At 35.4% G+C, this 14,872-nt stretch carries 16 protein-coding genes; 3 read left to right on the top strand and 13 right to left on the bottom strand.

Features of this window, described 5'->3' with window-relative positions; translation table 11 throughout:
• Positions 1 to 79: 79 nt before the first annotated feature.
• Together ACMT7R_RS03850 and ACMT7R_RS03855 are read right to left on the bottom strand one after the other, a co-directional pair.
• Positions 80 to 883 (bottom strand): amidohydrolase family protein, encoded by an 804-nt coding sequence (locus tag ACMT7R_RS03850; RefSeq protein WP_415310108.1) that lies wholly within the window; start codon positions 881 to 883, stop codon positions 80 to 82.
• A complete protein-coding gene (locus ACMT7R_RS03855; protein ID WP_415310109.1) occupies positions 880 to 1,518 on the bottom strand; it encodes a GNAT family N-acetyltransferase in 639 nt (212 codons plus the stop codon). Before ACMT7R_RS03855 ends, ACMT7R_RS03850 begins: the two co-directional genes overlap by 4 nt.
• 320 nt (positions 1,519 to 1,838) lie before the next feature.
• Between ACMT7R_RS03855 and ACMT7R_RS03860 the strand changes: the two genes are divergently transcribed.
• Entirely contained in the window at positions 1,839 to 2,234 is a 396-nt protein-coding gene (locus ACMT7R_RS03860; RefSeq protein ID WP_415310110.1) for a hypothetical protein, read from the top strand.
• A 98-nt stretch (positions 2,235 to 2,332) separates the two neighbouring features.
• Here the strand turns inward: ACMT7R_RS03860 and ACMT7R_RS03865 are convergent, their stop codons facing one another.
• The 4 genes from ACMT7R_RS03865 to ACMT7R_RS03880 form a co-directional block, all read right to left on the bottom strand.
• The gene (locus ACMT7R_RS03865) at positions 2,333 to 2,833 is read right to left on the bottom strand and encodes a dUTPase (protein ID WP_415310111.1); all 501 of its coding nucleotides are present in this window, start codon (positions 2,831 to 2,833) and stop codon (positions 2,333 to 2,335) included.
• Positions 2,834 to 2,941: 108 nt separating this feature from the next.
• On the bottom strand, positions 2,942 to 3,490 hold the full coding sequence (locus ACMT7R_RS03870; RefSeq protein ID WP_415310112.1) for a winged helix-turn-helix transcriptional regulator: 549 nt from the start codon (positions 3,488 to 3,490) through the stop codon (positions 2,942 to 2,944).
• On the bottom strand, positions 3,487 to 3,912 hold the full coding sequence (locus ACMT7R_RS03875) for a hypothetical protein (RefSeq protein ID WP_415310113.1): 426 nt from the start codon (positions 3,910 to 3,912) through the stop codon (positions 3,487 to 3,489). Before ACMT7R_RS03875 ends, ACMT7R_RS03870 begins: the two co-directional genes overlap by 4 nt.
• A 187-nt stretch (positions 3,913 to 4,099) precedes the next feature.
• Positions 4,100 to 4,810, bottom strand: a complete 711-nt coding sequence (locus ACMT7R_RS03880; protein ID WP_415310114.1) for a PH domain-containing protein — start codon at positions 4,808 to 4,810, stop codon at positions 4,100 to 4,102.
• Between the two features lie 113 nt (positions 4,811 to 4,923).
• Here ACMT7R_RS03880 and ACMT7R_RS03885 point away from each other — a divergent pair, with 113 nt between their 5' ends.
• Entirely contained in the window at positions 4,924 to 6,537 is a 1,614-nt protein-coding gene (locus tag ACMT7R_RS03885) for a hypothetical protein (RefSeq protein ID WP_415310115.1), read from the top strand.
• Positions 6,538 to 6,545: 8 nt separating this feature from the next.
• Here the strand turns inward: ACMT7R_RS03885 and ACMT7R_RS03890 are convergent, their stop codons facing one another.
• The 7 genes from ACMT7R_RS03890 to ACMT7R_RS03920 form a co-directional block, all read right to left on the bottom strand.
• Positions 6,546 to 7,856, bottom strand: coding sequence for a hypothetical protein (locus ACMT7R_RS03890; RefSeq protein ID WP_415310116.1), 1,311 nt, complete (start codon positions 7,854 to 7,856; stop codon positions 6,546 to 6,548).
• 13 nt (positions 7,857 to 7,869) lie between these two features.
• A complete protein-coding gene (locus tag ACMT7R_RS03895) occupies positions 7,870 to 8,340 on the bottom strand; it encodes a hypothetical protein (RefSeq protein ID WP_415310117.1) in 471 nt (156 codons plus the stop codon).
• Between the two features lie 32 nt (positions 8,341 to 8,372).
• On the bottom strand, positions 8,373 to 10,145 hold the full coding sequence (locus ACMT7R_RS03900; RefSeq protein ID WP_415310118.1) for an AAA family ATPase: 1,773 nt from the start codon (positions 10,143 to 10,145) through the stop codon (positions 8,373 to 8,375).
• Between the two features lie 99 nt (positions 10,146 to 10,244).
• Complete coding sequence (locus tag ACMT7R_RS03905) at positions 10,245 to 10,691, bottom strand: hypothetical protein (RefSeq protein WP_415310119.1); 447 nt, start codon at positions 10,689 to 10,691, stop codon at positions 10,245 to 10,247.
• A gap of 326 nt (positions 10,692 to 11,017) precedes the next feature.
• Entirely contained in the window at positions 11,018 to 11,617 is a 600-nt protein-coding gene (locus ACMT7R_RS03910; RefSeq protein WP_415310120.1) for a hypothetical protein, read from the bottom strand.
• 252 nt (positions 11,618 to 11,869) lie between these two features.
• Positions 11,870 to 12,649, bottom strand: coding sequence for a metal ABC transporter ATP-binding protein (locus ACMT7R_RS03915; RefSeq protein WP_415310121.1), 780 nt, complete (start codon positions 12,647 to 12,649; stop codon positions 11,870 to 11,872).
• 271 nt (positions 12,650 to 12,920) lie between these two features.
• Positions 12,921 to 14,183 (bottom strand): S1C family serine protease, encoded by a 1,263-nt coding sequence (locus ACMT7R_RS03920; protein WP_415310122.1) that lies wholly within the window; start codon positions 14,181 to 14,183, stop codon positions 12,921 to 12,923.
• A gap of 329 nt (positions 14,184 to 14,512) precedes the next feature.
• Here ACMT7R_RS03920 and ACMT7R_RS03925 point away from each other — a divergent pair, with 329 nt between their 5' ends.
• Complete coding sequence (locus ACMT7R_RS03925; protein ID WP_415310124.1) at positions 14,513 to 14,869, top strand: hypothetical protein; 357 nt, start codon at positions 14,513 to 14,515, stop codon at positions 14,867 to 14,869.
• Positions 14,870 to 14,872 lie beyond the last annotated feature (3 nt).

The following is a 14,872-nucleotide window of genomic DNA, read 5'->3' on the forward strand; positions in this document are numbered from 1 at the left end:
TTTCTCAGTTTAATCGTATGATAACAACATAGGATAACTTACAATTCAGTTTCGCTAGATATTGTTACACGATCCGAGATTATAATTTAAACAACCTCTCTGAATTTTTGCGCATTATCAGTTCTCGTTCCTGATCATTGAGATCTAACTTTGAAACGAAATTTAAATAAGATTTCATACTTGATATTGGCCAATCTGTTCCATACAAAAGATATTTGGGCTCACCAGCATAGTTCAAAAAATCTGTAATCTTTCCAACCAAATATTTTTCATAAAATTCCGTAAAGTCGCCTAATACAAGCCCCGAAATATCTGCATACACGTTCTTATTTTTATAGATTATTTCCTGACAATCCAAAAACCACGGGTTCCCCAAATGACAGATTATTATTTTTAACTCGGGATTATCAACGGCCACATCATCGACATTTATCGGGTGGGCATACCTTATTTTACCCTTAGGAGTATATGTATCTCCAGTGTGTATCATTAGAGGAACATCGTACTCAATGCATAGGTCCATAACTTTTTGATAGTTTGGATCATATGGATAATAATGTTCATAACCAGGATAAATTTTTAGACCCTTGATTTTACCATTTTTAAGATGCTGTCGATATTCTTCTATAATGCTTTCATCGTGATTGCTAATTGAAAATCCTGCAACAACATGTAAATTATCATACTTGTCTATGGCCGCAAGTATCTCGGAAGTTGAAGGCCTCTGTTCATTGACAATATATGACGATAATATGATGGCTTGATCCACGTTGTTTGATTTCATAGTATTCAAAAGAGCATCTATTCTTTCTTTGAGAGAAAGATCTTTCAAACTTTCATAGCCATTGACATGTATATGACAGTCGATGATAGTTTGAGTCACTTTTTGAAGTATGGATTAATCCATTCAATAAATGTTGCATTGTTTAATGAAGTTGAATCTTTAAGATAATTTGGCAGAATCTTTATGAATCTAAATCCATTTCTCAATTGAAAAGATAAAACCGGGTCAGTAAGTTTTTTGTTCAAAATTGCATTAACATACTCTTCAGCTGAAATTTTGTTAGCGTACTTGTAGTAATTGACAAGCCTACCGCCCGCTATTATCCTTCTCAAGTTTAGCTTGATTGCCAAGTCCTTTCTTTTTCTATAAAATTTTGATGCCAAACCTAGTCGTCGAAACGAAGGATGCACTGACACATCTGCCCCATACAGAGAATCGCCTAAGACTGGAGAATGAGTTGTAAACAAGCTGTTTCCTGTCACTTGGCTAAACGTATGAATTTCATATTCTGATTCTAATTTTACGATAAGGCTACTGGAAGACCCTATTATCTTGTCTTTATAAACTGCACAGAATTGTCCATCGGGGAAAATATCTATGTGGCTCTTTAAATGGTAATCCTTCCAAACGCTTCCTTCTTCAAACATTGAGGGAAACGATTTTTCTTGTAATTCGACTACGCCATCGATATCTTGATAAGTTAAATTTCTGATAGTTACTTTATCCTCTGGCATTATAGATTTCACATGACCTTTTTCTCGCTCTCGCTCTCGCTCTGCAGATTTTTATTAACAAGCCTTCAAATATTAACATTGGGGATTAGTAAATATGCTAGCTTTGGATGGTGGCGATTATATTTCGATTGTCTGTGGTCATAGCAGCAATTATAATAGTCTAGCTTTGAATTTTTTCTCATCTACTAATAACTTTTCTTATGGACCCGAACGGACCAAAGTTCTTTAACTTTTTTTATTTTATCACTTGAAGATCTTCTCTATTAATTTTTACAAATCCGTGAAAGTTCTTTTAAACTAGATATGATGCAATTTAGTCATTGAGCAAGCCCCTCTTTTTTGATGAAGAATCTGAAGTTCTTCACAGTCAGGTTCCACACAGTAAGGATTGCAAGGTGAAACTATCATTTAATTTAGATTTTGACATTGGCCAAAGCTATGTAACTGCAAAAATCCAAGATAGAGATGGAAACATCAGAAAACTAAACATTCAAGCTGGAACAAGAGGAATAAAGCTTCAAAGCGATCTAATTCGGTTGAAATCCGGACAAGACTATCCTCCTTTTGTCTACGTTCAAACAACCCTAAAGGATTCACGTATTTTCGTGAGAAAACTGCCTATTCAAGGGCTTAGTGATTGGTTATTGATTTTTGAAGAGGATCTATTACTACTAGCCGTTAAGGGCCAATATGAAGAATTAGAAATTTTAGGTTAACCGTACAGAATTTAAATAAGACCAGAAAATGACTTCAGTATATAGTCCTTTAGTCAGTAACATACGTATCTCTAACACACTTTCTTAACAAATAAATTTTAATACCCTTGTTGCTGTCTTTTGGTATTTTCTTTATTTTTTTCAATATATTTTGAGATCAGCATTTGGGGATCCAATCCTGCTTCTATAGACAGTTGTATCAAAAAATGCCATAAATCAATAACTTCTTCTTGAATTCTTTGTTCCTCTAATGCTTTCTCTGTTTTCCACCATTTCCACCCTGTTTCTCTTTGCAGTTCTACGACTTCGTGTAGCAGCGCTGAACATAACATAAAGATCCGATATCCACTAAAGGGCTCTACAGTTTCGTATAGTCTTTTCATCTTATTTTGAGGCGGCTGATTATTACTACCCATGCTTTCCAATTTTGAATAATTTTGACTGATTAGTGATTTTTGTGAATTGAAAAGAAATTCTAACTTATCTTCGTAGTGCTTGCTATCACTTGCCTTATCTGTCATTTGAAAAAAGCTGTAACCACGGACCTTAATATGTGTGCTCAATTGCTCTATGGTGACTTTTTGCTTTTTCCAAGACATCCAATCTCCTTTACAGCCCCGTTCCTATCATACTTACGAATTATCAACGTCAAGGTTTGTAAAATTAAATATTGTTTAGTTCATATTTTATCTGCGTCAAAAAATTAGTTATAACTCTTCGATAATCGAGATATAGTTTTCGATACTTCTATCAAGAAGACTCTTGTTATTTTCTGCGACCAGTTTTTTAACCAATTCTTTTTTATAAAGATAGAAAAACGACACATTTTCTCTCTTCTTTCTTCCTACGATTTCCGAATCCAAAAGTCTCTTTAAATTCCAAGAAGTAGTTGAAGGTGCTTTGTTTATATGATTAACAATTTCATTAAATGATGCACCTTCAACTTCTACAAGCATCAGAATAATTTTTTTTGTGGTTTTGATCTTTAAATAATTCAAAATAAGAGTTTCATCGGTGGGAATAGAAGCAGGATAATACCTGGTAATATTGCTATTTTCGGTCCTTCCGATCTTTATTGTAGAGCACTTTTCAAGAGTAGTCAAATGATGAGATAGCGTACCGTTGTTAAGCTTTGTTAACCTAAGAATATCTCTATATCTTATTCCTGGAAACGAATTGATGATTTTTAAAATTGTATCTCTGTTATTTCCATTTGTAGTAATTTCGCTGTCTTTGTATATAGAGCCGACCTTCATTTTCTTTCTATCCTCAAAACACCTGCAGCAAACAATCCTAGCATTATGAGCAGCAATACATGTGGGAATTCTACCTCTATTAAAGGTATAAAAAAATCGCCTAGCAAGCCGCTTGATTGAAGCAGATATAAAAATTCGGTAATCAGCAAAAATCCAAAACTTAAAGCTGTAAAGAGGATTTTTTTGCTTTTGGTCTTTTTATATGAAATCACAGAAATGGTAGTCAAAAAAAGGGCCACATCAAAACTTATCATGTGCAAGATAATGTGGTAAATCATCGAAGGGTGAGTAATATGAGGAATTATGATGGGGTAAATAGCGATACTAAGAACTGAAATTGAGAGAATCAAAAAAAGACTAGACTTGTTGCTCAAAAGCTGTACAAAACTTTCCTTTGAGATGGTGCTATCTCTCTTTAGCAATATGGATAATATACTTCAATGTGATTTAAAAATAAATTGGTACAAAGATGAAACTCATCTTTGTTTCAAGCTGCAGTTTTTCAGATTTTCAGAAAATTTCTTGCAAAATACTCTTTTTCACGCTACCTCTATCTCTGCGTATGTCTATTCACTTATTCTCTTGGATCTGAATAGATTCAATAGTGGGTCACTTCGTCTTATCAATTGAACTATTACCTGTATCACCATGTATGATTTTGGCTTTCATTTTCTCAAACTCTTCTTTTGAGATTATGCCCTTTTCTTTTAATTTGGCCAGTTTTTCTAATTCGTCGGCATGAGATATTTGTTGCTGATGATGGTGATGTTGGTCTGCGCTTCCACTCGCGCCCGCAGGACCTCCTCCTCCTCCTTCCATACCTGCACCTCCACCACTGCTAAACGCAGTTGTGGGGGCCCTAACATGAGAGATTCCATATCTAATAACTTCAAGCAGGTCTTCTGCTTTTTTCTTGGGAATGGCATCGATTATTCCATTTTCTCCATGATCGTGAGTTTCGAGTCTCTTTACACCTGGTACTCTCTCTGGCATATTTGGGTTAAACAATCCTGGTGCGTGGAATATGACTGAGGCAGACAACAGGCCCTTTTCGATTTTTGCGTTGGTAATTACATTGTAGGGTATATCAATAATGTCTTGTTTTAACCCAAGCATGCTCGGATCTCTTAAGATTATTCGTCTATCGGTAGCATAAATGACATTTGGAGAAAAGTGAGAACCACCTGGCTTTATTCTTGACTGTCTGGCAACCACAAGCACTTTCTCATCAGCATTAAGCATCTCAGCTATTTTTCTTATTTCATCTAGTTCATCTTCATCTGTAATATCTGTATTAAAATTATTCTTGTTATCTGACATCCTTACTCTAATTTAGCCAAACAATTTTAAAAAGTTATAACATATAATAATAATCTTGTTTGAGTAAAATTGTACAGTAAAATATTTTTATGCCTTTAATTTAATACCTACTGTTGACAAAATTTCGAAATTCAGTTAATAGTTCATCGTTTCTCTTTGTTATCACGTTTGCCTCAGCACTCCTGTTATTGGGAGTTGGAGTTGCAGCAACAGCAACAACATCATCATCATCCTCCTCGTCGCCTGGAGGTCTTGATTCTCAAACCTATGCTATTGGCCTTTATCAATCTAATCCAAACCTGGCCTTTGCCCAGAGCACCGTAGCAACCTTTGCTAATTCGGCTTCTAGCGGAAACGACAGCTTGGTGTTTAATAATTATGAGAATAGCGCAATGGGAATTTCAATAAAGTATCCATCCAATTTTCTAATTGATGAAAGCAACTCTAACGAGACCGTAAAGCAAGTAAGCTTCTTCCCAGCGTATGATGATTCAAGTGATTACCCGCAGACATACATATCGTGGTTTAATGTATATGTGGAGGAGTTGTATCCGCCAATCTCTGACAACCCCATAAATATTAGTTCCTATCTTAAAGACCAAGCAAATTCAATTCAGGAACAGGATGCTGATGTTACCATCGTCGAAGCTTCAACTGATTCTATATTATCTGGCAATCCGGCATATAAATTGGTAACAAGAAGTTATGATGGTAATTCAAGCATAGATGATATTGAAATAGGCACTATTGTAGGAAATACCTTATACTCACTTAATTATGAGGTCGATACAAATAAAGTACAAGATTCTCTGCCAATAGCAAACAAGATGATTTACTCTTTCAAGGTTAATTCAATGACCAATTTGGCCGATTCCCTTAACAAACTTGCTAATTCTAGCAGCATAGCAGCAATAAAAGAAAAGGTGCCCTTTTTAGAGGGTCTGTTCTCTTCTCTGAACATGAAAAATCTCACAACCAATCCCTACAGCTTACTGGGGACATTGGGCCTAAATGATACTACAAGATCTACTCTCCAAAGTCTCTTTGCAAATTCATCTTCCGCTTCTTCTGCTGCTTTGGGGTCCATTCCATCAAACCTTACTTCATTAATGGGAACGGGTCTGGGCTCGCTGAACTCTGAAACCCTCTGTGGTATTGAAATTTTGTCTGGCCTCTGTAAGGGAGATGTCTTTTCAAATCACTCTACTGCGTCTTTCTTAAACAATGAAAGTACATTTGGAGGCTTGAGTGATCTCTTTAACAAATCATTTAGCTCTACTGGCCTGCTAAGTGGAGAAAGCGCAGGTGAGGGGTTCAATCTATCCGAGTTAAGGAATTTGCTTGGTCCATTTGCGATGATGTCCTCATCACCATCACCATCACCATCATCTTCTTTTTCAGACAATGCAACTTCTAACCCTCTTTTTGATGATTCTGGTTTTGCATCACTATTTTCTATGCCCCACTCTTCAACAAATAATCAAACAGATTCGGTGCTGCTAGACCAACTATTTTCAGGTGCCGGGTTTGGTAATCATACAGGACTTGAAAATGGTTCAAGCCTTAATCCCCTTGCAGCGCTGTTTGGAACAAACGATGCAGGATTATTTGGTGGTCAGTTTGAAAATCAATCATCATTATCTTCTGCAGGCTCTAATAATAGTTCTGACAACTCTACTACCCTAGACATAATTAGAATGCTGGAGTTCTTTCAAAGCAAGCAATAATGATAATATTACTTTTTGATCATCTTCTTTTTGTTTGACAGATAGTCAGTAATGAGGACCTTATCAATATCTTTTGGGTTTATATAAATAGATTTTCCATCGACAGATTTCGCTAGTTCATTAACAAAGTCTAGTAACGTATCCTCTTCGCTAACCATAATGGTGTCTATATTAATTCCATCCTTTTTCAATTTCTTTGCATCTATTATTGTTTGCTCGCCTATGTATTGGTCTATTTGACGGTATCTATAACACAGGTAAACAGTTTGGCTTTCGTGTATGTCAAACTTAACTCTGTTATTCTCAGAGTTTTGAGCGCCGATTCTTTTTGGATCTGGTTTGTAAAAATGGGAGTATGGCCTCTGTCTCATAATCCTGTCCCGTTCGCTTTTCTCATCTATGTAGCATGCACTTGGATGTCCATCGGTAATCATCACAATTCTTTTATTTTTGACTCCATCTTTTTTTAGAATCTTTTTGGCCAATCTATATGCAGATTGATAGTTTGTGTAATGCAAAAAATCAGCATTTGGATCAAATGTTTTCAAAAAGGGAATATCGATAGCATCAACCCGGGTGGCAACTGAGCCAAATCCGATCGTATGGATTATGTCTAAAGGAAAGAACTTTTTATTTAAAATGTACAGGCTCCAAAGGGCGCGTTTTGAAGCTTCTATTCTACTTAATTCATTATACATAGATGAATACTTCATTGTGGAACTCAAGTCAATGCAATAAACTGTTGAAACTTGAATCTCCTCCAATGTATCATATATTTCAATATCTTCATAGGAAATGTCTAGAGGAAATTCAATTTTCGTATCTGAAACTTGATTCCTATTTTTCTTATCACTATCAGAAATTCTTTCTATAAAGTTTCGTATCGTAGAATTAATGTTGATATTTGAAATCTCGTTTCCGCGTTCATATCTTCTTGAGGTTTCCTCTATAATGCTACCATAACCGGTAAACTTTGTTTCATGCATTCCCAGTTTGTCTGCCTTTAAAGATTTCAGGATCTCAACGAGTATTTGCTCTCCCATTTTCACAAATCCCTTTTTGTTTAGCCACCGGTCAGAGTCTGTCAGATATCCTTTCTTGATGAGTTCAGTAACGATAGGAAGTCGGTTATCTGCTATATCCGTGTCTCTAAAATCGATTCCAAATCTCCTTCCCCTTTGACTAGATAGTGTGCTTGTTGGATGGGTCTCAGTAGTTTGGGTGGTTTGGAAGGAAGGGGGACTCGTAGTATCAGCTTTTCGAACGCCGGTGCTATTAACAGTGCTGTTATTCTTTTTATCTGAGTCGCTGTTATCCATCCAATTACCCTTCTTAGTATTTGCAGCCGGTATTTTCTAAATCTGAAATATACTGCTGCAGATAAATTTCAAGTTCCTGTAGGGATGGAGGGCTTTCTTTTATCGCTTTATTACCTATGGCCTTTAAAATGTCTGGAAAAAACCTCTTTAAAAGATCATTTCTTGATTTTTTATTCTTCTCGCTATTGCTGTGCAGGTCATCTTTGATTTGATACTCTGCCGGCTCAATAATTTCTGTATCGTCTGTTCCATGCCTTCCTCTTGCACCATCGCCGGAATCGCCTCCCAATTGTTTGGGAAAATAAATGGTTTTTTTCTTTTGCTGCAAATGTTTCCTAGTGTTGTTATTTTTACTACTACTACTACTACTACTACTGCTGCTGCTAGACGAAATTAACACACCTGACTTTGATTTTTCTGTTTCAGACTGTTTACCAATGTCTTCTGATGCCTCTATGTGTTTTTCTGCGGTACGGTTCTTCATATCAAGCAGTGCTACTATTCCTCCTACTAATACTACAAAACAGTACTGTTACTACTTTCAAATATATCTTCTTTTTTGTCTAATATGGGAGGAGAGGTAAATCGCAGATACTCTAGCACTAATTCTGTGGCCGCAGCCCATATTTCTTCTACTCCCTTAACACTATTAGGAGGGTTATCAATATCAAAATCATCCATATCCTCAAATACATTCTTAAAATCTACATATTCTAAATTCTTCTTGATTCCATGATGCTTAGCTAACTTAGTAAAGTCAATTTGCATTCTCTTCATTTCTTCAATTGTTCTTTTTACTACTTTTGTCATAAGCGGAAATTGCTTTAGCTGCACAGTATATAGGTTAGGGCTTGACTTTGTAGTTGAAACGGTGCTAACCCCTACTTTGGAGTTTGGACTTTGATATTGGTTTTGAAGGATGGTAAAAGATTTTCCTTTAAAGTCATTTTTAATTGCAACAAGTTCTGGAGATTTGAAGAAACCGTTGAAAAAGTGCACCGAGGTTTCTTGCATCACTTCGCTTATAACATTATTAAGAAATTCGATTCTGTTTTCAGATGTATCTTCAATCTCATCTAATTCGAATTTCGATGACTGAAAAATACACTGCAGATCAGAATATCTGGGGATTGTAATGACGTTATTTAAAAGAGATCTTCTGCTCTCTACTTCTCCGATGACGGCTTCAAGGGAATGGATTGTTGATCTAACACTCACTCCTCTATCGCTATTTATGTCTGGATGATTTCTAATTTTTTGAAAAATTCTGGTAATGGTCTCTAAAATAAAAACAGGGAGAAAAGTACTACCTGGGCTTCTATTTAGCATGTCCATTTCTTGGACTAGTATTAGGGTTTCATCTTCGACAGTATTTGGATAGTGGGTTTCTATGTGACTTTTTAATCTGTCAGCTAGTGGTTCTATAATTTTTCCAGAGTGTGTATAATCCATCGGATTTGCAGTTGCTATGATTTTAACGTCGGGCTTAAAAAAGACCGGATACGCTCCAGTGGTAAACCTACCTTCCTGTAATACACTTAAAAGCGTCACTTGTTTTCTTGGATCAAGCACGGGTAATTCATCCAGGCACAGTATACCGTATCTAGCCTGTAGTAAATATCCAGGTGAATAAGAGTCGATATCATAAAGTTCAATCCCTTTTTTGATAATTTTTACAACATCTATTTGACCAACCAAATCCTTTACCGATATATCAGGTGTAGCCAATACGTACCTGTATCTTTGCTTGCCGTCAACCCATTTAATTTTGGTATCCAGTCCGTTGTTTTTGATCAATTCCTCGCAGTCTTTTGAAACAAAAAATTCTGGAGCCTTTTTTTCAATATCCTTTCCATTAATCAAGTCCACAAGATGGGTATAAGGCATCTCAGTTGGTATGTCGTTTGTCATGGTTCCCTCCACAATTGGGATTGGAGAAAGTAATTTTTCTGAAACTAGTTCTGCTAGCCTGGTTTTTCCCTGTCCAATATGACCAACAAATAGAATGTCATGTCCTGCTAGTAACCCACGTTTTATTGCTGGAATGACAGTATCTTCAAAACCAATTATCCCTACGAAAGGGTTTTCGTTATTTTTTATTCTAGAAATTAGATTTTCTCTAAGCTGGTTTTTTGTAGGGTTATATTTGTAATTTATTTCTAAGAGGTCTCTTAATGTCTTTATTTCCTTGTAATTTTCTGGTACTCCGAAATAACTTGGGTCCTTGAATGAAGGACGTGTTGAGTACGACGCCTTGACGAGTTCTAGAATAGTATCTGCGCGGGACAATCCTTGTCTGGGGAAGAAGTAGGTGCCTTTTCTTTAAAAATCTATGCAAACTTTATCTATGAAACTTGATGAGTATTCTTTTCCTTTTGTTTGATTCATCTAAACACCATTCTTTTTGCCTTTGTTCCATGCCCATATTCTTTTGTATCTAATATACCATATTACAAGGAGTATGAATCCAATGATGACTCCAAAAAGTGAGTAAACATACATGTTTGTAACCAGAAAGCAATACTTTCGTAACTCATAAGACTCCTGAATTAATTCTTCTTGGGTCTGTCTATTTTCTTGTTCAGCTAATTGTTGTCTTCGTTCTTCCACCTGCTGTTGAAATTGATTTGAAAAACCTGTATTATTTCTTATACTATCTTCAGTGTCTTGAGTACGAGTGTTTTCTGTAAGCGCCAGCGAATTAACCTGTCTGATACAATTACTTCCCTCAATGTTAAGGGCAACTGCAGAAATCGAACAAATACATAACAACAAGGTTGAGGCTTTAAGATAATTATCTCTCTTTATTAGATAATATACTGCTTTCCAAACCAATAGTTTTTCTTAATGGATATCATATAAAAATTAGAATGCTGCACTAACTCATTTTATTCGATTGATTGAAATCTTCTTTTGACAATTATCTAATCTGGTAAACAAAAGACATGGTTGTATTATCACTTTTCAGAGCCCATTGTTTATTACAATGTGTTTTCGAAAAAACTTGGGCAAATAGATTGACTTTGAATAGCAAGAACCTCCATCCTTGTTATAATTTTCATATTGTCTGCTCAACTAATTAATAGAAGATTAAAAGCCTGACTATATGTGAATCAGTCGGTCAATACCATAATTCCTTCAGTTTATTTGGAGGAAAAATTTCAGGAGTTGAGAAATACCTTTGCTACTGTAGTATTAGGAGTGCTTGAAATCTCTACTTTTACCTTACCAAGATTTTCAAATATCAATATCAAGAACTCTTTGATAAAAAGTGACCACACGTCTCCTAATTTATGTTGAATTACATATACGTGCCTTCCGTCATCATCAATTCTGTGGTCTGAGTTGATTCCAATTACTTTCATGTATTGCTCCAATACTTCCAATACCGAAAATAGAGTGTAATTTTTCTTTATCAACAATACTGAATCCTTTAAAAAGCTAAATGCAATTTGTGCTAGATCTTTCACCAAGGATTCTTTAAATTTTGTCATATCTTCAATACCGTTTTCTGCTCCTGACTTGATTACTTGGTCCATGACACTAAACAAGATAATCTTCGGAATGGGTATCATTCCAATTTTATTTTCATATCTTTCCCAGTTTGAATACCTACGAAGAATCTGATTTATCAAGACATTTAAAGAGGTTTCCCTGTAGTCTGCTTCGAATTGCAGCTCTTCAATTACCGAGCTTTCCAACCTGAAAGTGATACTCCTTGTTTTGCTAGGCTTGTTATCATACACTTCGTTCTCTTTCAATTCTATTACTTTCTTAAAGTATTATGAATCATTTGTTATTATGTCTTTTACACATTTTGTTTGTTCAATTTAATAGGTAAATGCTAAGAAATTCTTTTTCCGAATTAATTAGTTTATTTTTTACATCGATCTGATAATTTAATAGCTTACATCAGTAGTTTGTAATGTGAATTAGTACATACAAGCACTAAATTACAAATAGGATGGATGATGTTGATGATGATGACAATTACTATTACGGTTGTAACCTAACTAATGCGAATGACTCTTTATGTGGATATGCATGGAATATTCATTGAATGTTTTGAGGTTACTTTCATTGTTAAAGAATTCTTCAGAATTTCCATGAAAAAAGAGTTTTTTGTATAAACATGCCACTTTGTTGGATACCATATTTACAGCATCCAAATCATGAGATGACCATATTATGGTAATGTTTTTCTCTCTATTGAGCTTGATAAGAAGCTTGTAAAATAGTTTTAAAACACCAGCGTCAATGGCAGTATCTGGTTCATCAAGTATTAGCAACTCTGGTTCGTGAATCAAGGCTTTGGCTATCATTACACGTTGTTGTTGGCCACCTGAAAGATCTCCAATTCTTTTTTGAAGGTAATCGCCGATACCGGTCAATTGGATCAGCTCTTCAATTTTTTCTTGATTGTCAATTTTTTTTCTTGATATCCCAAGATATATTATCTCTTTCACAGTTGCAGGAAATCTAGGATCAAAGCTATTCGACTGTGGGATATAGCCAATTTTCTTGTAGATTTCTTTGGCGTTAGTTCTTATATCTTTGTCAAAAATCTTTATGGTTCCCTTAAATTCTTTGTTCAATCCAAGCAAGCACTTGAAAAGCGTTGTCTTGCCTGCTCCATTGGGACCAATTATTCCTAGGAAATCTCCTTTATCTATTCTAAAAGATATATCGTCTAATATGATATCCGAGTTATTTTTAACACTTACATTCTCCAACACGACTAACGGCGTAGGTGGCGATGGTTTCTCTGAGGGGATCAGTTTAGACTCGGACATATCCTTAATTATTTTTACAATTTTGTGTATTTAACGGTTCGTCTGGGTCTCTGATTATTTGGCCACAAGTTGTAAAGAAACAAGTCATCCCTACCATTAAGATTCAGATCATATAGAACAAATTCTTGATTAACAGCTGCTGCTGCTGCTGCCGCTGTCATAAACTAATTTTATTAAAAAAACTAAAGGGTATTGGTGGATTAGCAGGATTGATTGGTTAATAGATTGATTAATTGCTGCCTTACCTCGAAAAGAAAAAAGATCTAATTATCTATCTTGTAAAAGGAATAATCAATCCCGGTAGGTTAAAGTTAGGCAATTCAGGCAATTTGAAATCAGGCAATTCAGGCAATTTGAAATTAGGAAACGGAGTGTTTGGTCGAATTTCATTATCCGGTTCTGACTGCGATTGGATTTCTTGCAAAGGTAAATCAGGTCTTGCATCCAGTGTTGCCACGAGATTAACTATTTGGCCATTACGATTCACAGTCAAAGTAATCTTGTCCCCAACTTTCTTGTTAATGTCCAAATAAGAAATAATATCATCAATTCTAGAGACGGGTTTTCCATCTATCTCCACTATAATGTCTTTATCTATGATCTGTTGCTCTCCATACCTATTTCCTTGTATTAGCATTCCATTCAATCCTGCTTTATCTGCTGGCCCATTGGGCACTACATCCTCGATCAGAACCCCTTTGTAATTATGACCTAGTCCAAATACTTCAGCCAAAGTTGGGGACAATTTCGATCCAGATATTCCAAGCCAGGGATGTTCGTAGGTTCCTGTTTTTATTAATGATGGGATGATTCGGATAATATCATTGGATGGTATTGCAAATCCTACTCCTGTATACGCACCAGTATTTGAAAATATAGCCGTATTCATGCCTACCACTTTACCATCCAGATCAATTAACGGACCTCCGGAATTTCCAGGATTGATTGCAGCGTCGGTCTGAATCACATTTGGAATCGAATATCCTAGATCAGAATTGGGTAACAGCCTGCCAATCTGACTAACAATTCCAAATGTAAGTGTATTATCTAATCCATATGGATTTCCAATTGCCAATACGGGATCTCCAACCTTTAGGTTTGATGAATTTGATAAAGTGACGGGAACAAGCTTTTCACCTGCAGGGTTATCCAACTTAAGTATTGAAATGTCTCCATACGGATCTACACCAACAACCTTGGCGGTATAGCTATTGCCATTGTTAAAAGTAACAATGATGTTGGTGGCCGAACTCACCACATGGTAGTTTGTAATTATTATCCCCGAATCATCATAAACAAATCCTGATCCAAACTTCATTGGAATAGGAGCACCTCCAGTGGAATCATACAGGCCGCCAGGATAGTTTGGATCTTGGTACTCTGTTGTTATTTGTACGACAGAGTCTTTTACATTGTTAAAAACGTCATTTAACAGAGAGTTGTTTCCATTTCCAAAAAGGCCCAAATGTTCTTCTAAATTCTGACTTTGAGCAAATACAAATGAGATTGATTGTTGAGAAAGAAATAAACTCACCGCAAAAATTAAAATCAAATATAACAAACTACTTTGATGCAAAAAAAATCACTATGATATTATACCAATAATTATATTTATATATTATATTTAGAGAAAATTTATTTTTAGCATTTTAAAATATTCATCGTAAGAAAAACACAAGTTCACCAAGAATATTCCGGTAGTTATCGTTCCGCTGCACAAATACCGCAATCCCAACATTCAATGATCCGATTGTGCATTGACCTTGGAAGGTTTTGACAATAACGACAATAAATTTGTTATTTAGAATTGAATCATAAAATAATGTAGCATGGGTTATATAATTTATCTAGAAGATTGTACAGATGAAGCATCTTCTGGCAGATTCATTAGTTATCTCAACTTTTATAGTTACTTTGTCGACCAGTATAGACAAAGGTTTTCAAACTCAATTTAAAACAGCTAACACTCAGGTCCAAAGTCTAGTTAAAATCAACTTTGGTGACCAGTCCCTTGATAATAGCGGGTTGCATGCTTTTTGTGAATGTATTAATGAAAAAAAAATTGATACTGAATGCAGAGGTACAGAAAAATACGATTCCTTTGAAAAGGAACCTACAAAAAATCAAATAAAAACTTGTAATGGTAAAGTCTTGCTTGGAGAAACACTCATAGACTATGATTTTTTTGATGAACAGGGTTTTGATTTTGGAGGTCTGTAAGTC

Origin of the sequence: Candidatus Nitrosocosmicus sp. FF01 (genome assembly GCF_047711275.1) — an archaeon.
GTDB lineage: Archaea > Thermoproteota > Nitrososphaeria > Nitrososphaerales > Nitrososphaeraceae > Nitrosocosmicus.